Origin of the sequence: Nitratireductor soli (assembly GCF_001050155.1) — a bacterium.
Classification (GTDB): domain Bacteria; phylum Pseudomonadota; class Alphaproteobacteria; order Rhizobiales; family Rhizobiaceae; genus Nitratireductor; species Nitratireductor soli.
Genome location: NZ_LFVY01000020.1, coordinates 21,753 through 40,405 on the forward strand (window position 1 = coordinate 21,753; position 18,653 = coordinate 40,405).

The 18,653-nt window shown below is 64.1% G+C and carries 26 protein-coding genes and 1 tRNA gene; 4 read left to right on the forward strand and 23 right to left on the reverse strand.

Going from position 1 to position 18,653, the window contains the following annotated elements; translation table 11 throughout:
* The first annotated feature begins 11 nt into the window (after window positions 1-11).
* The 3 genes from AB843_RS21370 to AB843_RS21380 all read left to right on the forward strand — a co-directional run bounded on the left by AB843_RS21370 (window position 12) and on the right by AB843_RS21380 (window position 1,396).
* Window positions 12-458, forward strand: coding sequence for a YcgN family cysteine cluster protein (locus tag AB843_RS21370; RefSeq protein ID WP_048648935.1), 447 nt, complete (start codon window positions 12-14; stop codon window positions 456-458).
* Window positions 459-508: 50 nt separating this feature from the next.
* Window positions 509-916, forward strand: coding sequence for a ketosteroid isomerase-related protein (locus AB843_RS21375; protein ID WP_048648936.1), 408 nt, complete (start codon window positions 509-511; stop codon window positions 914-916).
* A gap of 123 nt (window positions 917-1,039) precedes the next feature.
* Window positions 1,040-1,396, forward strand: coding sequence for a hypothetical protein (locus tag AB843_RS21380; protein ID WP_048648937.1), 357 nt, complete (start codon window positions 1,040-1,042; stop codon window positions 1,394-1,396).
* A 98-nt stretch (window positions 1,397-1,494) separates the two neighbouring features.
* Here AB843_RS21380 and AB843_RS21385 read toward each other — a convergent pair whose 3' ends face one another.
* Entirely contained in the window at window positions 1,495-2,223 is a 729-nt protein-coding gene (locus tag AB843_RS21385; protein WP_048649027.1) for an SIMPL domain-containing protein, read from the reverse strand.
* Window positions 2,224-2,356: 133 nt separating this feature from the next.
* Between AB843_RS21385 and AB843_RS21390 the strand changes: the two genes are divergently transcribed.
* A tRNA-Ile gene (locus AB843_RS21390) sits at window positions 2,357-2,433 on the forward strand.
* Between the two features lie 165 nt (window positions 2,434-2,598).
* On the opposite strand, the gene AB843_RS21395 is transcribed toward AB843_RS21390, so the two are convergent.
* The 22 genes from AB843_RS21395 to AB843_RS21500 all read right to left on the reverse strand — a co-directional run bounded on the left by AB843_RS21395 (window position 2,599) and on the right by AB843_RS21500 (window position 18,652).
* On the reverse strand, window positions 2,599-3,201 hold the full coding sequence (locus AB843_RS21395; protein WP_048648938.1) for a DUF4376 domain-containing protein: 603 nt from the start codon (window positions 3,199-3,201) through the stop codon (window positions 2,599-2,601).
* On the reverse strand, window positions 3,198-4,211 hold the full coding sequence (locus tag AB843_RS24665) for a hypothetical protein (RefSeq protein ID WP_053086171.1): 1,014 nt from the start codon (window positions 4,209-4,211) through the stop codon (window positions 3,198-3,200). The genes AB843_RS21395 and AB843_RS24665 overlap by 4 nt, the downstream gene beginning before the upstream one ends.
* Window positions 4,195-4,392, reverse strand: coding sequence for a hypothetical protein (locus AB843_RS21405; RefSeq protein WP_157384571.1), 198 nt, complete (start codon window positions 4,390-4,392; stop codon window positions 4,195-4,197). Before AB843_RS21405 ends, AB843_RS24665 begins: the two co-directional genes overlap by 17 nt.
* Window positions 4,393-4,418: 26 nt before the next feature.
* Window positions 4,419-5,843 carry a hypothetical protein gene (locus AB843_RS21410; protein WP_157384572.1) on the reverse strand — a complete coding sequence of 475 codons (1,425 nt, stop codon included), beginning with the start codon at window positions 5,841-5,843 and terminating at the stop codon, window positions 4,419-4,421.
* The gene (locus tag AB843_RS21415; RefSeq protein WP_053086172.1) at window positions 5,843-8,431 is read right to left on the reverse strand and encodes a phage tail protein; all 2,589 of its coding nucleotides are present in this window, start codon (window positions 8,429-8,431) and stop codon (window positions 5,843-5,845) included. The genes AB843_RS21410 and AB843_RS21415 overlap by 1 nt, the downstream gene beginning before the upstream one ends.
* The gene (locus tag AB843_RS21420) at window positions 8,425-8,859 is read right to left on the reverse strand and encodes a DUF6950 family protein (protein ID WP_048648941.1); all 435 of its coding nucleotides are present in this window, start codon (window positions 8,857-8,859) and stop codon (window positions 8,425-8,427) included. The genes AB843_RS21415 and AB843_RS21420 overlap by 7 nt, the downstream gene beginning before the upstream one ends.
* Complete coding sequence (locus AB843_RS24670; RefSeq protein WP_157384573.1) at window positions 8,856-9,710, reverse strand: ParB N-terminal domain-containing protein; 855 nt, start codon at window positions 9,708-9,710, stop codon at window positions 8,856-8,858. The genes AB843_RS21420 and AB843_RS24670 overlap by 4 nt, the downstream gene beginning before the upstream one ends.
* A gap of 14 nt (window positions 9,711-9,724) precedes the next feature.
* Complete coding sequence (locus AB843_RS21430; protein WP_048648942.1) at window positions 9,725-10,303, reverse strand: hypothetical protein; 579 nt, start codon at window positions 10,301-10,303, stop codon at window positions 9,725-9,727.
* Window positions 10,300-10,959: a hypothetical protein gene (locus tag AB843_RS21435; RefSeq protein ID WP_048648943.1), complete on the reverse strand. Its 660-nt coding sequence runs from the start codon at window positions 10,957-10,959 to the stop codon at window positions 10,300-10,302. Before AB843_RS21435 ends, AB843_RS21430 begins: the two co-directional genes overlap by 4 nt.
* The gene (locus AB843_RS21440) at window positions 10,956-12,833 is read right to left on the reverse strand and encodes a phage tail tape measure protein (protein WP_048648944.1); all 1,878 of its coding nucleotides are present in this window, start codon (window positions 12,831-12,833) and stop codon (window positions 10,956-10,958) included. Before AB843_RS21440 ends, AB843_RS21435 begins: the two co-directional genes overlap by 4 nt.
* Window positions 12,826-13,065: a hypothetical protein gene (locus tag AB843_RS21445; RefSeq protein WP_048648945.1), complete on the reverse strand. Its 240-nt coding sequence runs from the start codon at window positions 13,063-13,065 to the stop codon at window positions 12,826-12,828. Before AB843_RS21445 ends, AB843_RS21440 begins: the two co-directional genes overlap by 8 nt.
* 17 nt (window positions 13,066-13,082) lie before the next feature.
* Window positions 13,083-13,538, reverse strand: a complete 456-nt coding sequence (locus AB843_RS21450) for a hypothetical protein (protein ID WP_048648946.1) — start codon at window positions 13,536-13,538, stop codon at window positions 13,083-13,085.
* Window positions 13,495-13,734 (reverse strand): hypothetical protein, encoded by a 240-nt coding sequence (locus AB843_RS25860; protein ID WP_162230652.1) that lies wholly within the window; start codon window positions 13,732-13,734, stop codon window positions 13,495-13,497. The genes AB843_RS21450 and AB843_RS25860 overlap by 44 nt, the downstream gene beginning before the upstream one ends.
* Window positions 13,731-14,336, reverse strand: coding sequence for a hypothetical protein (locus AB843_RS21460; RefSeq protein ID WP_048648948.1), 606 nt, complete (start codon window positions 14,334-14,336; stop codon window positions 13,731-13,733). Before AB843_RS21460 ends, AB843_RS25860 begins: the two co-directional genes overlap by 4 nt.
* Window positions 14,337-14,759 carry a tail completion protein gp17 gene (gene gp17 / locus AB843_RS21465; RefSeq protein ID WP_048648949.1) on the reverse strand — a complete coding sequence of 141 codons (423 nt, stop codon included), beginning with the start codon at window positions 14,757-14,759 and terminating at the stop codon, window positions 14,337-14,339.
* Window positions 14,760-14,929: 170 nt separating this feature from the next.
* The gene (locus tag AB843_RS21470) at window positions 14,930-15,373 is read right to left on the reverse strand and encodes a hypothetical protein (RefSeq protein ID WP_048648950.1); all 444 of its coding nucleotides are present in this window, start codon (window positions 15,371-15,373) and stop codon (window positions 14,930-14,932) included.
* A 9-nt stretch (window positions 15,374-15,382) separates the two neighbouring features.
* Window positions 15,383-15,574, reverse strand: coding sequence for a hypothetical protein (locus AB843_RS21475; protein ID WP_048648951.1), 192 nt, complete (start codon window positions 15,572-15,574; stop codon window positions 15,383-15,385).
* A gap of 67 nt (window positions 15,575-15,641) precedes the next feature.
* Window positions 15,642-16,451, reverse strand: coding sequence for a DNA adenine methylase (locus AB843_RS21480; protein ID WP_048648952.1), 810 nt, complete (start codon window positions 16,449-16,451; stop codon window positions 15,642-15,644).
* 140 nt (window positions 16,452-16,591) lie between these two features.
* Complete coding sequence (locus AB843_RS21485; RefSeq protein WP_048648953.1) at window positions 16,592-16,936, reverse strand: hypothetical protein; 345 nt, start codon at window positions 16,934-16,936, stop codon at window positions 16,592-16,594.
* The gene (locus AB843_RS21490; RefSeq protein WP_048648954.1) at window positions 16,933-17,601 is read right to left on the reverse strand and encodes a DUF2786 domain-containing protein; all 669 of its coding nucleotides are present in this window, start codon (window positions 17,599-17,601) and stop codon (window positions 16,933-16,935) included. Before AB843_RS21490 ends, AB843_RS21485 begins: the two co-directional genes overlap by 4 nt.
* Window positions 17,602-17,609: 8 nt before the next feature.
* Window positions 17,610-18,194, reverse strand: a complete 585-nt coding sequence (locus AB843_RS21495; RefSeq protein ID WP_048648955.1) for a hypothetical protein — start codon at window positions 18,192-18,194, stop codon at window positions 17,610-17,612.
* Between the two features lie 110 nt (window positions 18,195-18,304).
* Window positions 18,305-18,652 (reverse strand): hypothetical protein, encoded by a 348-nt coding sequence (locus AB843_RS21500; protein WP_048648956.1) that lies wholly within the window; start codon window positions 18,650-18,652, stop codon window positions 18,305-18,307.
* Window position 18,653: the final 1 nt, after the last annotated feature.

Sequence of the window (18,653 nt, forward strand, 5' to 3'; positions counted from 1 at the left end):
AAAGGTCGCTGATGAGCGAGCCTTTCTGGAAAACCAAGCCGCTTGCGGCAATGAACGACGCGGAGTGGGAATCCCTGTGCGATGGCTGCGGCAAATGCTGCCTGGCCAAACTCGAGGACGAGGACACGGGCGAGATCCACTGGACCAGCGTCGGCTGCCGCCTGTTCGATGCACAGGGCTGCCGTTGCAAGGACTACGAGAACCGTTTCAAGCGGGTGAGTGATTGCGTGCGGCTGACACCGGACAATGTCGCGACCATCAGCTGGTTGCCCTCCACCTGTGCCTACCGGCTGGTCGCGGAAGGCAGGGATCTGCCGTGGTGGCACCCCCTGGTGTCCGGCGATCCGCGGACGGTCCATGAGGCGGGGATATCCATGCTCGGCCGGGTCGAGGCGAACGAGGACGAGCTGGACACGCCGGAGGACTATTTCCCCTACATCCTTGAAAAGGAACCATAGGCGGGGGCACGGCGTCTTCCCTGGAAGCCCTTGAACGAGGATCGATCGACATGCCCGAACATGAAACGCAGGCGCTGGTGAAGCGCTATCTCGAAGCTTTGAACGCCGGCGACCATGCGGCGATGCTGGCCCTGGTCGGCGAGGATGTGGCGCACGACCCGTTCGACGCCGCGCGCGAGATCGGCCGCGACAAGCTGCGCTGGCGGTTGGGCCTGGCGGCCAGGCATTTCGACGAACGGCTGGCCGACATCGCCATCATGACCGACGAAGGCGGTGTGCGGGCGGCGGCGGAATTCACCGTGCGGGGAAAATACCTGGCCGCCGCAGAGGGCCTGCCGGAAGCGAAGGGACAATCCTATGCGCTGCCCGGCGCGCTGGTCTTCGAGGTGGATGAGGGGCTGATCACGCGCATCAGCGCTTATCGCAATCCGGTGCAATGGATGGCCGCTCTCGGCTGAAGCATCGGCCGCGCCCGCGCCGGTGAACGGCGCATGAATGGTTCATTCGAAAACGGTTCAGGCTGGGAGTGAGATGGTGCGCTCATCGCAGGAGCCGTTCCTGTTCAACACGAGGAGAGCACCATGTTCCACAAATTCAAAATGGCCGGCATCTCGGCCTTGATCGGTCTCGGCACCCTGATGGCGCTGCCGGCCGGCGCGCAGGCGGACAATCTTTATTTCGGTTTCGGCATCGGCTCCCGTTCGGGCGACCACGTCGCCGGGCAGAGCGGACGCTCGCATCGCGCCGAGCGCGGACGCCATCACGATCGTGGCTGCTCGGCGCAGCAGGCGGCGCGCAAGGCCGAACGGCTCGGCATGCGCCGCGCCCGTGTGGTCGACGTGAACCAGCGAACCATTCGCGTCGTCGGCCGGGCCAACCATGGCCGCACGCAGATGATGTTCGCCCGCACCCGTGGCTGCCCGATCATCCGTTGGTAACAGGCCGGGCTTCCCGGACCACCGCCTCCAAAGAAAAAGCCGCCGGCGGGACCGGCGGCTTTTTTGTGGTTGCGCGGGGCCGAACGAGATCGCTCGGTTCAGCTCTCCAGGCCGAAGGTGACGTTGACCTGGATGCGGTAGCTGTTTTCGCCGGCCTCGACGGGCACCGAATCGGCTGACGCTTCGATCCGCATCGCCTTGCCTGCATAGGGCATGGGCGACTGGCGGAAGGTCTGTTCGGAGATTTCCATCACCTTGCCCAATTTGACGCCGCCAGCCTCGGCCAGCGTCTCGGCCTTGTCCATGGCGTCCTTCACGGCGCGCTTGCGCGCTTCGGTCAGGGTTGCCGCCGGGTCGTCATTGGTGAAGGTCAGGCCGCCACCCTGGTTGACGCCGAGCGTCACGGAGCGGTCGAGGATGTCGCCGACCTTGGCCAGGTCGCGGATGCGCACGGTGAGCGTGTTGGCGACCTCGTAGCCGACGATGCGCGGCGCCTTTTCGTCGTTCTTGTCGTTCGGATAGACATAGCGCGGGTTGATCGACAGGCCGCCGCTCTGCAGGTCGCGCGCTTCGATGCCGGCTTCCTTCATGGCGGCGACGACGGCGGTCATCGCCTCGTTGTTGGCGTCGAGCGCCTCGCGGGCGGTGTCGGCCTCGCGCAGCACCGCAAGGGAGAGGATCGCCATGTCGGGGCTGACCGTTGCTTCGCCCTCGCCGGTGACGATGATGCGCGGCGCCTGTTCTTCGGCCATGGCGGGGGCCGCGGCGGCGAGCGCCACCGCGAGGGCCGGAGCGGCGAAAACACCTGGAAGCATGGATTTGGTCATGGAAATCTCCTTTTGCGATTCCGAAAAGCGCACCTCTGTCGAGGATCAGATCGGCCACTAGCGGGGGATTGTGGGGCGATTGCGGCGAGGTGTCTTGTGCCGCGCCGAAAAAGCAATTAATCCATCGCCCACCGGGCCTGTAGCTCAATTGGTTAGAGCCGGCGGCTCATAACCGCTTGGTTGGGGGTTCGAGTCCCTCCGGGCCCACCAAAACCATGCAATATCAATGAGTTAGAATAGTTGTAGTCGGTTGTAGCCGGTCGCGCGTTTCTGGAACTTTGACAGCAGGTTTTGGAGCAGCGCCGGCCCTGTAGCGGTGCTTTGAAACGCCTTCACGACTGCCTGAAAGCGCAATCGAGCCATCCTTGATCGCGACTACGGCCACCATTGATCATCTTCGAAGTTTTCCGGGATGCCGCTCTCGAAGGGCGCGGTACCGTCCTTCATCGCCCACGACACGGCCATGACACTTTCGATCCATGCCATGCCGCCGCTCACCAGCTCGATCATCTGGTCCGGCGTGAGCAGGTGGTTTTCGTTGTCGGCATCACGTACCGTCAACACGGCATCGGTCACGCTAGTCTCTTTGAGCGCGCGCGCCTTGATCAGCAGCCCCATGAGCGCCACCTGGTCCTGGTCGCGTCCGGTCAACGGCACGTCGCCATAGCCTGATACCGTGAAGTCGCGGCCGGCCTCGACGCGACGCTGGCGTTCTGCGTTGACATGCGCCCCGCCGATCGGCCCGCGCATCGCCTCCAGCTCGGCTAGCCAGTCGGCTTCGGCCTGATCGCGCGCGGCCACAAGCGCCGCCACTCGTGCTGGTGACCAGTGTTCGGTGAGCGCCGCCTGCGCGGCTGCCGGCAAATCGGAAATGTCATCACCCGGTTGCCGCACCTGGCGCAAATAGGTTCCATCGACGACGAAGCGCAGGTTGACTGGCCCCGCTTCCATGAGTTCATAACTATCGAGTTTCATCATGCGGCCTCATACACAGTGGTTCCGTAGATGGTGATGGTTCCGGTCACATCACTGTTCGAGAGCGCATTGGTAGCGGTTGTAGGCGCGCCTTTGTATAGGCGCAGCGCGTCAGTAGTGATCCCGAAGCCAAACCAGTATGTGTAGGGTGATCCCAAGCCGAGCCCGCCCCAGAAGCTTGGGAAGAAAAGAGAGCGCCTGCTCGGGCCTGACGCCATCGAGAAAGGAATTCCGCCCATCACGAACTGACCCGTCGCACCACCGATGTTCGATACCACCAGGTAGACAGTTGCGAGAACGAGCTTGGCGCCGATCCGAACGTAAGACCCTTGCTGCTGAACGTAGGTCGGAGTGCCTGGCGTAGTGAAACCGGTCAGTGTTGGTGTCCACAACCCGGACTCCCCGATTGCAGACAGAGGAATGTTTGTCAGACCGGCACCGGAGCCTTTGAAGCTCCCCACCATCAGTTCAATACCGTGACTGGAGTGCCACCGCGTGTGCTGTACGCCGCCGATTGCAAGATCAATCGCCGAACCCAATGGACGATAGAACCCGGTGTTAGGTGCGCCGGCCATCCCGAAATTGAGCGCCGGCGCTCCCACTGAACCGTTGGGAAGGCTGCCAATGTCTTTGACATCCATTGTCCCCAAGCCAGTGAAAAACGGCATGGTGTTCGCCGCACCGACAAGCCCGGCCAGCGCCTCGTTGTTGCCGCTCTCCAACAGTTCCACTAACGCCTGCACCGCCGCCGAGTAGCGCGAGCCGTCCGGCTGGAAGCGGATACGCAGCGGTTGACCGGCACCGGCCGCGCCGGCTGGACACGGGTTTGTCAGTGTTCCGGAGTTCTGCCCCGTCACCGCTGCAACGACGAGCGTCAACCCCTTGGCCGGCAGCAAGATCATATCGCCGGGCTGAACGTTGTTCGCCTGAAGAGCCGATCCGCTCGTGGTGAAGTTGACCGACCCGGAGGTCAGCGTGATCGTTCCGACGGTGTAATCAGGCCGTGTCGCCATCGCCGCTCTCCTTGCTGTTCTCGACCATGTTGCCCTGCCTCTCGGCCGCGAGCTCCTGCTCCAACTGCACGATCCTGTTCGCCAAGTGCAGGTTGCGTTGTGTCAGAAAGGCCGCGAGCACCTTCGCCTCCATGGCCACTGCGGCGGGATGGATTTCAATGGTTTCGTTCTTGCTGGCCATTGCCTCGTGCTCCGTGCTGGAGGACATCATGCTGGGATGCCGAAAATGTAGTAGCGGATGCCCACGGGATTGTTGCTGTAAGTGACCTTCTGCCAGCCGCCGCCCTGGTTGATGTAGTTGTAGGCGTGCGAGCGGGCGAGATGGAATTTGATGCTGCTGTCCGTGATCTGCGCCACGCCGCCCAGCGACCATTGCTCGCGCCCCTCGGCAGTTAACATCCGGCTGTCGGGCATGCGGACGATGAACAGGCCGCTCGTGCCGGGGCACACGAAGCAGTATTTGAGGAACGGCTTCAGCCCACCAGCATCGAAGGTGACCGTCTTGGCGCTATCGCCGTAGTCGGCGCCGGTCGCGCTTTCGTTGAACGCGGTGTAGTGGATATAGCCCTCGTCGATCACCGGCAGGTAGGGCAGCCGTGTGTCGAGGATGATGTCACCTCCGCGCGGATTGATGTCCGATGATCCCGGCCGCTTGATCTGAAGATTGCCATCGGGCAACCGGCGCATCACCGCCGAGCCGCCCGACGACTGCTCGCCGTCGAACTTCGAGATGATGTAGCGCACATAGACGTCGCGGGTTCCCTTGTTCGTGAAGCGCACCCGATCTCCCTGCCGTTCGCTTGTAACGGAATACAGACCAGCTCCCATCTGGCCCGGCAGGACGAGCACCGGGTATGTCGCGCCGGCGCCAGCGGCGTCCCACAGCTGGTAGTCCACATAGGTTCGCTCGTTGATCGGGGTGACCGTCATGACATCCGCCGCATTGCCGGCAGCGATCAGCACCTCACCTGCTGCTTCCAGCAGCGCCGGAATTCGGTCGCTGTCGGCGATCAGCGTGTCACGGTCGCCATTATCCGGAGCTCCGCCCTTGGCGATCTTCACCTCGTTCGCCGCAATGCGGACATTCCGGGATCCGGGTGTTCCCGTTTCTCCGGTCGGATAGGCCGCCGAGGAGGCCGGTAGATCGTAGACCGACACCAAAATCCTGAAATGCACGAGCGGGATGAAGTTGTCGTAGATCAGGTCGCCTTGCGGCAACATGTAGTATTCCGAGCGCGTCTCGCTGTTCACCTGCCGATTGGCCGGTATCCATCCCTCGACGAAATCCTGCACCATGAAGGCGGAGCCCTCCATGATGACGGGATAGCTTCTGTCCGCGATCCGGCTCGCATACACCCGCACCCGGACGCCGCTCCACCCCTGGGTATCGTTGACGATGGACCAGTCGCAGGTGCTCTCGTTGGTGCCGGCCGGGAAGTATTGAACGGTGCCGGTCGACACGCTTGTGTCGATCACAAACGACTGGACGATGTATCCGAGCTTCGTCGTTTCGCTGTTGAAGATGAACTTGCCGTAGTCCGTGTTCGGTGTCGTCCAGGGATCGTCGGCGTTGTTCCGCATCACCTTCACCGCGCCGCCGACACCCGGCTTGTGTCCGATCCGCATTCGCATCAGTTAAAAATGTCCAGGTAGGCGTTGGTGCCGTCGCCCCTGATGTCGAGCTTGCCATTGTTCGACTGGAGCCGATTGAAGTTGAGGGTGCCGAGACGCAGGTTCTCCAGCGCCCATTCACCATTGGAATAGACCAGCGGATTGACGGTCGAGCCGCTCGACAGGTCACCGAAGAAAAGGTTCTGGGCATCGAGCACGATGCGACCTTCGCCATTCGATTTGGCGTCGAGGAACAGCGCGGCCGAGGCGAAGCCGACGCTTGTTGAAACCCGCGTCTGCAAGACAATGCGCGACCAACCGTCGCCAGGGCCGGCCACGGTCTGCGCACGGAAGAGCGCTTCTGCCGAGACCTCGTTGACCACCGAAGTCAGGGCTTGAACCGAGGAACTGTTGACCGCGATCTGACCCTCGGCCTGGGTGATGCGCGTGTCCTGTGCGTTGACGATCTGCCCCAGCCCCGAAAGGCCCGTCTGCGTATCGGCGACCGCCACCTCCAGCGTTTCGACCTTCGTCGTCACCGCCAGAAGATCGTCAGCCATGGTGCCCACGGCGGTCTGGATGGCTAGAGTGTAGCTGGCCGTAAGGGCGCTATTGACCGCCGTCAGCTCGGTGCGCAACGACTGCTTGTCGAAGAAGTTCCAGCTGTTCTGGTCGGAGACAAGCTGACCCAGGCGCTCCAGCTCCTCCCAGATGGATCGATCCGACAGGCCAGCCCATTTCAGGAGCTCCTGCACGTCCTCGCCCAGCCCCTCGACGTTTGGCGGGTAAACGCGCACCGGCCCCGTCATGTCCAGAGCCGTCTTCCAAGGCGAATGGGTCTTGAAACGATCAGGAACCGTGCGGATCGTGCAGCGCGCCGAAAAGAAGACGCCCCCTATCACGTCCTTCGATGTCACATACTCGCCTGCCTCCGGCTTGTCGGTGCGGTCACTGTAGATCGTCTGGCCGGTCGGATCGCCGCCGACGAAATACTCGAAGATCACATCCGTGATCGTCGGGTCCTCGGGCGGTGCCCAGGTGAAGCGCAGCGCCGGCTCCTCCGTCCCATCGCCGCCCTCGATCACCCCGACCTCGACATTGAAGTCGATGACGTTCGAAAGCAGGTTCGGATTGATAGGCGGCGGCGCCGGAATGACGATCGGCCCCGGCTCGATCCCGCCCTCCGCGTAGATCGCGGCCGACGTTTGAGCAAGGGTCAGCGTCACGCGCAAGCTGTCGTCGCATCGCCATCCGGTCACCAGCCATGTGCGTCCGTCGAAATTGACCCATTCGCCTTCGAGGACACGAAAACCGACCCGCCGTGATACCGGCACCGTTGCTTGCCCGCCGAGCCTTTGCTGGCGATAGCGGATCGATAGAAGATACTGCGCGATGTCCGGGTCCGTCACCTGCAGGAAGTCGTTTGAGGTCTGGCGCGTTCTGCCGTCTGCAGCGACATCCGCGTTGACATGAACGGGCTTCAGACTCTCCGGTTTCCAGTGATTTTCCGGGGAGATGAACTGGCCGGATATGTGGTTGAACAGCTCATAGGTGTTCTTGCGCCGGCGCAGGTCCTGGGCGCGGCCGTCGGGAATGTCGTCGGCCGTGATCGTGACCACGGGAACTTGCGGCGCGCCGGCAATCACGCCGGAGAGACCGCGCCGGTTCATGGCGTAGCCCGCCATGGCGTCGTCGAACTCCTTCAGCACCTCCGTGTGGTCATCCTCGCCCGTCACGAACAGAGACGACTGATAGCGCGGCTTCCCTTCGCGCGGTGTGTCGCACACATTCATCGCCGCGAAATAGCTGCCAAGGTCCAGTTGACCCAGCGATTTGCCTTCGCCGATCAGCGTGCGGCTGGAAATCCGTCCGCGCAGGCCGATCTGATAGTTGAGACGCTGGACGCCCGGATTGAGGGAGAACGCCCACGTTGCAGGATCGTCCAGGCGGTGCGTGCCAGTGCCACCTGCCAACGTGCTGTCCTGGCGCGGGTCGTAGAGGCGCAGGCCGCGCACGACGAACTCGAAATAGGGCCGGCCTTTCGCGTTGCGGGTCTCGTTGAACAGGCGTTCGACCACCACATAGGCCATGCCCGAGAGCGTGGAGCTTTCCTTCCAGGCCCGCCCGGTCCCTTGCGAGTCGTTCACAAGTTTCATGTCCGGGCCTTGGCCCGGCCGGCCGTCATAGAAGCGGATGCTGATGTCGTCGCCGTAGCCGCTGACGCCCCAATGCTCGACCTCGTTGCCGATGATTGGGCGGGGCACCAGGCCGTGCTTTTCACCGTAGAAGTAGATCTCGTCTTCAAGGCCATCGCACCAGCCGTTGGCGAGCACAAAGACGTCGGCATTGTACTTGTTGCCGCTGCCCCACCTGAAGTAGTCCACCCGGTGGCCTGCCATCTTGCCGATGCCGTAAAGCGTCGTGACCGGAACGTCGCCGCCCATCATCACTTCGCCTTGAACCGCCGAGTAAGGCCGCTTCTTCGGGCGGTTGAGATAGGCCAAGCCCAGCTTGAGGCCGAAGGCGAGCGCGCCGAGCGCGATCTGGGCAAGCAGCGTGCCGCTGAAAAGGAATGCGCCGACCGCGACGATGGCCGAGAAGATCACCATTGGGCGGGCTCATGAGGCGCGCCGGTCCTGAATGCTGCCGTGACCTCGTCGATCATGTGCAGCGAGCCGCCGGTCTCCAGCTTGGTTGCGAAGCGCGTGCCGATGCACACCGCCACATGATCCGCCCTGCGGCTGCCCGCCGGCAGACCAAGGATCACGAGGTCGCCGAACTGTGCCTGGGCCGGCGCACAGCGTTTCAAATGGCTTTCGAGAAACGCTTCAATCGACTTGAAACCGGCCTTGACCATTGCCCGGTGGCCGCCGGCCAGCGTGGTGTAGGCACGCCAGTATCTCTCGACCAGGCCAAGTGAGGGATCGAGCGCATCGGCAACGCGCAAGCCCAGAAACAGGCAGTCGCTCTCGCCCGGCAAATACGCCTTGTCGAGTTCCGCTTCGATGACGGCCGTGGCGATCTCGAAACGCGTCATGCGGCGCCCTTTCCAGAGGGAAAGGACCGGCAGAGCCAGGCGGATAGCCGCGTTTCCAACTGATCGCGCTTCGGCATCGATGGCAGGCCGGCGCGACGCCGGCGTCTAGCCTCTTCCTCGACCGCGTCGATCAAACCCCAGATGTCGAACGCTTCGAGCTCCGTGGCGAGATCGCCACTCTCAAGCGCCTGCGGGCTACCCGCCAACGCCTTCAGGAGCGGGCACAGAATGTTCGTGTCCCACAGTTCCGGCGCATCGCCATAGCCCTCGGCGGCCATCAAAGCCTTCAGGGCGGCGACCACTGCGGCGCGCGGACGGCTTTCGATGACCTCACGAAAGCTGCGGATGCCATAAATCTCGCCCGGCTTCTTCGTCCAGGTCGAGGCGTTGGAGGTCATCACACGGCATCCGGCTTCCAGCGCCGTCGAGGCCAGCGCTTCCGCCCAGCTTTCACCGGCCGCGAGCGCCGCCTTGTAGATTTGCCAATGGGTGACCTTCGTCACCATGCCGTTGACGGCGGCGAAGCTGGCAGCTTGTTCGTCGAGCGTCATCTGCACGATCTGGCATGGCACCTCCTCGAACCCGCAAAGCGCGGCCGCGTGGGTACGGTGCTGACCGTCGATGATGGCAAATCGACCGCCTTCCACCGGCGCCACGAAGACGGGCGAGAAGTGCGACCATCTGAAGTTCTCGGCAATCCGCCTGATCGCCTTCCAGTTGCCGGGCTTCAATTCGCGCTGATAGCGGTCGTCGACCACCAGCAACGCAATTTTGTGCCATTGCAGCATCGGCGCCGGGCCGGGGTTCACGGCATCGGGGCGCCTATGGTCTCCAGGGTTGATCGGCCGCATTGCGCTCTCCTTGCTCATCGCATCACCTGGCCCCACTCCTCGACGACGCTTTCGACCAGGGCGGCGTACTCAAGCCCGGTGTCGTTCGCATCGTTGTCGAACTGCTGTTCACCCTGCGCGCGCTTGACGAAGGTCGCGCCCCGCGCCGATCGGCCGGGCGGTTCCAAGTCGATCTCGATCGCCAGCGTTTTCTGGCCCTGCTTGTCCGTTGCCGATTTGGGGTAGCGGACTTCCTTGATCTCGTAGATCGCCGAAAACAGGACGCCCGCCACCTCGTCCGTGCCTGGCCGGCCGGCCAGGTAGGTGATGATGACCGGAGCGTTCGGGTAGTCGTACTCTTCCAGCTTGGCGATCGCGTCGTCGGGATCGTCTGTTGGGATGCCGGAAAACCCGATCGTGCGCGTGGTGACTGCCACGCCCAGGGCCGCACTTGCCTCGCCGAGCATAAGGAAACGGTTCGGCAGGTAGACGAGGCCATTATAGGTGTATGGCCGGCCTCCCCGGTGATAACCGACCGACGTACCGGGCAGGTCGAAGCGGACCAGCTCCAGGGCGACCAGGTCGCCTTCGTCCAACAGGTTCTCGACGGTCATGGAACCTCCCTCGGAAACACTTCCTGCGCCGAAAATGACGCCTGTCTCACCGTGCCGGCCATGCCGCTTTCATAGGAGCTGGGATCGAGCTGCATCAGGCAGGCCGGCTTCTCGAAGTTGACTGTTGCTGCCGTGGTGAAGGCGGCATCAATGCCGTAGCGGATCGGCAGCACCGCCACGCCTGCCGCACTGGCCTGCACGTCCGCGACCGCCCAATGAAGCGAGACGAGCAGGGCCGACATGCGTAGCTCCACATAGTCGCTTGCCTTCAACTGGAAGTTGGCGGGAAGCCCGCCGATGGTCACGCTCCTGCGGTCTGCCCCGATCTCGATGATCGTCGCCGTGCCGTCGAATGCCCCGCCGCCAGCGCGCGCACCGGAAAGTGGCTGGCCGGTATCCTCGGCCATCGGCCGTGGCCTGCGAACATCAAATGCGCGGAACAGCGCGCCGTCGCTGGCGACGGTCGACCACGCATCCATGCGGCCAAGCTCCTCGGCTGTGAGCTGCACGGTTCGCCAGGAAGCGATCCACCAATTGGTGGGCCGGCGCAGCGTCTCGGTACGGCGTCCTTCCATCCGGTCCACCAGGACGGGAGAGAAGGGCCGGAATGACACATCGTCCATAAGGACGCCCGGCATATCGATGATCGTCGTCATCCGAACTCCGCTCCGTTCTCGTAGCGATTGCTCCGGCCCCGGTCGTATTGCTCGACGATGCGCACCGTGTCGTCGGCCGCGCCCTGGCGGGCCTCGTCCACGATCTCGGTGCGCCAGCCCTCGGGCATGATCATTCGCACCGTCGTGTTTGAGCGCGTCGCGCCGCCGCTGGACATGCCGGCCAGAGACGAATTCGGCAGCACCATCGCCCCGCGCGATGTGCCGATGACCGGTTCCGGCCCGCGCTCGCCGACAATGCCGAACGTGCCCGATGGGATCAGCCCGCCCGTTGCGCGGAAGCCGGAGAACAGAGAGCCGATCGCACCGAACAGCCCGCCGCCGCCGCCGAACCCGAAGAGACCCGCCAGCGGTCCCTGGCCCAGCAGGGCGGCTTGGAGAACCAGATCGGCCAGTTGCGAGCCGAGCTGTTTCAGCGTGTCCTCAAGCGAACGGCTGCCATCGGCAAGCGCACTCAAGGCGTTGACGCCCATCCGGCCGAAGGTCTCCATGGCGTCTTGCGCCGCCTCCATCGCCTGCCGCTCGCGCAGCGTCTCGGTAATCAGTTCGCGCACACGCTTCGTCTGTTCAGGGGTCGCCTCTGCCAGCAACCCGCGCAGGCGGATCATCTCGCGCATCACCGGATCGGTTTCCTGCATGACGGCCTGCTCATCTTCGAGCTGCGTGATCAGGTCTTTGACCGCCTGGCGCTTCATTTCGAGCTTGTCGATCTCTGCTTTTAGGGCCGCGGTGTCGGCCGAGCCCGAGCCACTCCCTCCCAACACTTCCCCAAGATTGAAGGTCCGACGCGGAGGTTCGGGCGGTGTCAGGCGGGAGGTTCTCCCTGGCCGGTTGCCCTGAAACCGGTCGTCGAAAGCGGCGTCCTCAAGCGGCTGCGGGCCGGTCGGCGCTTCGCCTCCGCCGGTCATCGCATCGCTCGCGCTCTTGGCCAGGCCGAAGAAGCCATAGGGCGCGATCTCGCCGGCCCACTCTGTCCACTCCTTCAGCTGCTTGAACAGGCTGATGAGCTTGCCGAGCGCCGTGGCAATGGTGCCCAGCGCCGAAACCACGTCGCGCGCGATCGACTGAACGTTGGCGACCATTGCCGGATCGTTGAGCCTGTCGGCGAACGCTTCCAGATGGGGCAGCACTTCGCCGGCCAGTTGCACGACGATGCCCTGAAACACCGCGCGAACGCGCGTCATGGCGTCGTTGAACGCTTCGGCGCGCCGGCCCATATCGGTGCTGATCGTGATGCCCAGCCGGTCAGCCTCGTCGGCCATCTCGGCCAGGCCCTTGCGGCCATTGTTGAGCAGCGGAATGAGCTCGGCGCCGGAACGGCCGAAAATCCTGATGGCGATCGCCGTCTTGTCGGCGCCATCCTCCATGGAGGCGAAGACGTCGGCCAGTTCGCCGATCACCGTGTCGGCGGAGCGCAGCTGGCCGTTCGCATCGGTCACCGAAATGCCCAGCGCCTCAAACAGCGCGACAGTCTCCTTGACCTGGCCGCCGGCAACCTGGCTCATCACATTGGCCAGCCGCCCCATGCTCGTGGTCAGCGTGCCGAGGCTGACATCCGACAGGTCGCCCGCCCAGGCCAGTCTCGACAGCGCTTCCGTTGTCACGCCGGCGCGTTGCGCCGACTTGCTCATCGCATCGGCGTTGTCGATCTGCCGCTTGACGAGCGCACCGAGTGCTGCCGCGCCGGCGGCAGCCGCCAGCGCCAGGTTGCGGCCGAGCCGCAACGCCTTCGCCGCCGTTGCATCGAAGCTGCGACCGAGCCCTTCCGATTGCCGTTCGGCACGGCGGACGCCCTGGTCGAAACCCTTGTCGCTCGTCCTGATGTCGAGAAGCGCTTCGCCGAGCCGTTCAGCCATCGGTCTCTTCCTTCGCCGCTCCCGCGCTGGCAGGCGGGGCTTGCACAACGGCGATGCCCACAGCGGCCAGCATATCGGGCGTTGCGGCCTTCACCGCACGCCGCCCTCCACCGGCGATCCGTTCAAGGCGCTGGATGGCGGTGCGCGCATCCGCACGCTTGGCCTTTCCTCCGCCGAGCGCGGTCACGCTGATCGCCATCAGTTGCTCGTCTGCCTGGATGCGGGGCAACATGGTTCGATAGGCCCGGATCAGGGCTGCGGGAGCGTGGCGGAGCCACCAGTCCGGATCGCCGCCGAAGAAACGCTGGAGGCGAGGGAGCTCTTCTCCCCAGTCGATGTCGGCGTTCTGGGCGCCACCACGGCCTGGGCGATCGCTCCTGCCATGCTCACCCTCCGGCGCAGCAGGAGCCCGGTAAAAACATCGACGATCGCCAGCCGCGCCGCACCGGGAAGACTGATGAATACTTCGGCCGGAAGATCGACAACCATGCGCGGCACCACCTCGTCGATGACGGCGGCCAGCTCCTCGTCCTTTCCGTCCTCGCCGGCAAGCCGCTCGATCTCCTTGCCCTTGACGGTGAAGAAATGGCTGTCGAGCACCGAGAGCTCATCGGGCGAGCGCAACTCGTAGGTCATCCCGTCGATGCGGATGGTTGGCCGCTCAATCAGCGTGTTGAGGTCGAGGATCGGTTTTGTCTTGGCCATGGAAGGTTCCTTCGCCTGTTGGGTGGATGACCTGGTCGTAGATCACCGTGATGCCGAGCCGCGCGCATTGCCGCTCGATCTCGGCCTGTCGTTCGCGGGCCGCACGCGCCTTGTGTCGGTGGGCGCGTTCGAGACGCTTGTGATTGCGCGCCTCTTCGTCCGCCGCCCGCGCCCGCGCGATCAGCCGGTCGTTCATGGCAGCGGCAGTTGATGCTGGGTCACCAGCCGTCCGAAGCTCTCCGCCTTGGTTGCGGCGTTGGGGTCTTTCAGCGCCGAGAACTCAAGCGCCAGGCCGGCCGGTTCGCCCTTGCGGTAAACCACTTCCGGATTGCCGGTCATCGAGCAGTAGGGCACCTCGTACTGCATGGCCATTTCGTCGCCATAAGGCGACACCTGCGCCCGCAGCAGCAGCGCCATCGTGGCCACTTGCTCGCCCTGGTAAAGCCGCAGGGCCTTGGTTCCGGGCGTGCCGACGCCAGCGGCGACGGTCTGGATCGGATTGCCATTGAGCGCCACCCGGTAGGCTTCGAGCGAGACGTCCCACACGGTGAAGGCGACGACCAGGTCCTCCTCCCGGCGGAAAGCCTTCACCGGCGCCGTGCTGCCAAGCGGCCGTACAAGGTTGACGTCTTGGCTGTGGGTGACCTGCACGCCCTCGGGGTCGTAACTTTCGTCCCCTGACGTGCCGATCATGACCCAGTTACCGGCCGGCTCCTCGGTGACTGACGGGAACGGCTCGCCGAGTTCGGCATAATAGGCGACGAAGGGCGCCGCGATGATTTCGAAAGGCGCTGGCATTTAAACCTCCTGAAGCGCGTGAAAGACCTGAAAGGACTGGAATGCATACGGCCACGCGCCGTCGCGATCGCGGCCGCTGGAGAACCCGCCTGCGCTCTCGATCCAATGGATCAGGACGTTGCCGATGACGCGGCGGCGTAAGGCGGTAAGGACGCGGCGAGCGGCACGCCGCAATGCGTCCGCGTCGAATTTTGTGGCGCCATAGGCGACCAGGTCGAGGCGCTGTGTATCGTGCTGGATGAAACTGCCGGCTGCGATCGACGTGCCGCCGGACGCCCGAACGACGATGGCGGCGCGCGGCATGGCGGCCGCCTCATCATTCGGCAACTCGTCGCCGAACACGCGGTCGGCGCAAAGCGCGGTGACGGCGGCATCCGATTTCAGGAGCGTCACGGTCGCGGTGATGATGTCGGCTTCGTCCATGCCCTGTCCTGTGAAACGACCCGGCGGAAGACCGAGAACACAGTGGGCAGACTAGGGAGCGCACACGCCGCAAAACATGCGCGCAGCTGCGCGGGCGAGAAGCGCGCGGGAGAGGAACATTGTAGAGGGCGGGAGAACCGGCGGCAGCATCGTTTCCCGCGTCGGCGGCGTCAAGTGGGCTTTTTCGACTTGCGCTCGTAGGCCGTTCTGATCCGTTTTGCGAGCTTCGGATAATGTGTGTCGGCGGCCGGCCGCAGATAGGGCCGCGCAGGGATGGTCACCGACTGGACGAGCGCCACGCCGCCATCGGGAAGAGGGACCGCCAGGGCCTTGGCCTTTTTGGGGCGTATGGTGCCGCCTTCCTCCTGTATCCGCGCATAGACTACATCGCGAACGCCCCACGTGCCCCTGACGCCGCTTCCCTCGGCGCGCGCGTAATCTGCGATGTCGACGCCGCCCTCCAGGACGCCCGTGCGGTTCTGCCAGTCATGCGTCCGCTTGGCCTCGGCCACGGAAGCGCCCATCGTCGCGTTGACGCCCTCGATCTGCGCCGCACGCATCTTCCTGGTTACGGCCTTGCCGTTCCATTTTAGCGATTTCGACTTGCCCGCCATGTCATCCCTCTAATGCTGATCTCGCTCGCCGCGGCCCTTTCGGTCTAGCCCATTGAGGATGTCGAGAAGATCGTCCGCGTCTTCCATCTCCAAGCCGAACGCCGGCCCGTCCGGTGCGTCTGCGGGCAGGCCGGTGAAAACATCGAACACGGTCCATGTGCCGTCTTGCTCCTTTCGAAGATCATATCTCTGCTGCGCCATTGGCCGTCTCCTGCTCGCTTCCTGGTCCTCTACTCTGCCGCGTCGGCAACTGGCATGTCCAGCAGCCTCAAACCGCCCTGCCCACAATGATCAGTTCTCGTGCTGGCCGCGCGTTCCGGCCTCCAGCAATCGTGTAGGTCAGCTCAACCGGTATGATGTCGAACGCGCTGAACAGCTCGCGGATTTCGGGCAGATCGTTGATGGAGAGAATGAACCGCCCCTTGAGCCGCGCCAGGCGCGCCGCCATCTCCGCGAACTCGGCCCGATCGAACAGCTCTTTTCCGTAGTCGTCCTCGCAACCGAAATAGGGCGGATCGAGATAGAACAGCGTGCCCGGCCGGTCGTACAGGTCCATGAAATCCTGCCAACGGCGGTTCTCGATCACGACGCCGGCCAGGCGCTCGTGGATTTCCTCCAGGAGCGGCGCCAGCTTCAGGATGTTGAAGCGCCCGCCGCGCGCTGGGTCGATGCCGAAATGGCCGTTGACCCTGCCGCCGAAAGACAGGCGCTGCATGTAGAGGAAACGCCCGGCGCGCTCCAGATCGGTCAAGGTGGCAGGGTCGCATTCTTTGAGGCGTTCGAACTCGCGCCGGCTGCTCACCTGGTATTTCAGCATGTCCATGAACTGCGGGTAGTGTCGCTGCAAGATGCGGAAGAGGTTGGCGACGTCGCCGGAATAGTCGTTGATGACCTCGGCGGGCGGCGCACTCGAGCGCCGCAGGAAAATCCCGCCCATGCCGACGAAGCATTCGGCATAGGTTTGGTGCGGGATGCTTTCGATGATCGCGCAGATGCGCTTTGCAAGATTGCGCTTGCCGCCGACATAGGCGGCGGGTGTCACGGTCGGCCTGACTGGCCGCAGATCGGAGGATGCCATTTCCCGTCCTTTGAGAATCATGGATAACTCCGTCGCCCCGCAAGGGGCGGCGGAAGGAGCATCCCTGGGTGCTTGACGGGGACGTGATTGCCGTCGTGGCCCCGTCGCCAGGCTGTCATGGCCTGGCCTCCGCCCCTGCGTCAGCTGATCCTCTTCAAAGCCGCTTCGAGATGGTTGTGCTTGTGCTGCACGGGGCCTTCGACCCGCAGCCTCCCAGGCACGATGACCGCGCCATGGGCGTCGGTGACGGCGGAGATTTCATCGTCCTCGGTGAGATCGGCGCCAAGCGCGAACAGCCCGCGCACATCCTCCACCATGGCCGTCTTGTCGCCGTCGACGATTTCGCGGCTGGCATTCGACCAGATGAAACAGCGCAGCGTGCCGAGTGGCTGGAAGTCCGGCGCCACAGGCTGGCCCCAGCCGTCCTGGCCCGCCGCCACATTGCGCTCGACGAGTGCCCGCATGGTCAATCGGCCGGCGATCATGCCAGGGCCAACGGAGATGCGGCCTCGCTGTGAAGGCCCGGATTGAGATCGACGTCGCTGCCGGCAACCGCACCGCGCAGGCGGTCGTGATCCATACATGCACCGTTTGGCTTCGCGCTTCGCGGTTCAACCACGACGAGGCCTGGATAGCGCTCCGTGAGATACTGTTCGACGAGAGCGTCGGCCTGACGCTCCGGCACGAGCGCCTTGACCTTCATGAACACCATGCTGGCCCATGCCTGACAGAAGATGTCCGCCCGCTGGCGTTTGCGGGCCAGTTTGCAGCGTTTGAGATGCGCCTTGATATAGTCGGCTCGTTCCTTCTTCAGGCGACGGAATAGGACCGCGAATGCATAGCTCGCGATCTCGGCTGCCGGCGCGCGGCCAATGAAGCAGCGATCGCCGCGCGCATCGGCAAAGGAAGTGACCCCTAGCGCGCGACAGACGGTTTCGGAAAGGATCAGCTCCCAGACGGGCGATCGCTGCGTCCGCGATCCGCGCGTGACCGCTTCCTCGACGTCCGCCATCGCGATGTCCGCTTCGGTGATACCGTGCACATCCATAAGCTGGCGGGCTTTCGCGAGTGCGGATGCGGCCTCGTTCTCGTTTCCACTGCGGGCCAGCGCAAGGCACTTGCGGACCTTGTCAATGATCTTTCTGTCCATCGTTCGCCTCACGCCATCGGCATGGCGGTACCGCGCAGCGCTGTGCCAAGCCAGGTGAAGATGGCCTCGCGGGCTTCCGCCCGTTCCGTGCCGGTTGCGGCGGTCCACGAGTAATCGCCCGCCCTTTCGCTCTTCAGGCCGGCCGCTGCCTGCCCGGCCGTGTCCAGCTGCATGATCCGGATGACGGCCTCGTCGCGCATGCCGGCGGCCTCGCGCGGCGTGAATGTGATGCGCACCATGGGCGCCCAATAGGTTTTGCCGTTTGGCCCGCCCGTCAGCCGCTGAAGGGTGCGGCCGGTATGGAGGATGCGATAGTCGTCCGCCGTCAGCATGGTCTCCGCTGCGGCCTCTCCGCTATTGCCAGGCTGCATTTCCACCACTTCGATTGGCTGGCCCTGGTCCACGACGCTCGGCAGGCGCAAGGTGTGACGCCAGCCGTCGCGGTCGAGCGGATCGCCCAGAAACACGGTTGTCGGCCCGGAAGGTCCGAACCGATCGTCAATCACGGCGGAGATCGCGTCGATCATGGCTTGCAGTTCCTGGTCGCCGAGATCAGTTCCCGTCCGTTCCTTCACGCGGTCAATCAGGGCCATCGGCTTGTTCCTGGAATGAGTGCGGCGGCGGGCTATGCCCCTACGGTCGTACCGTCCCTATCAGGTGCTGGGAGCCTTGCGAGCCGTACCAGACCGCCTTGGTTATCCTGCTACTTGTTCTCGCCTGCGCGGCCGTTCTTGTTGTCTTGCGCCGCTGCTTCTTTTTCCTCGGCAGCCTTGGCATCCGCTGCCGCCTTCTCGGCTGCCGCTTTCTCTTCGGCGGCCTTGGCATCCGCCGCTACCTTCTCGGCGGTAGCCTTTGCATCGGCTCCAGCCCGTTTTGCCACCGCTGCCGACGCCTTCGTAAGCCCGCCGACCAGGCCGAACCTTTCGGCGGCGCTGTCGGGAATTTCGTCGCCGGGAACGGCGTAGAGGGAGCCGGCGCGTTTGTCGTCGGCCAATACCAATGCCTTGCGGTCCCTGGTCAGATACAGTCGTTCTTTCGCAACCTGCGTCATG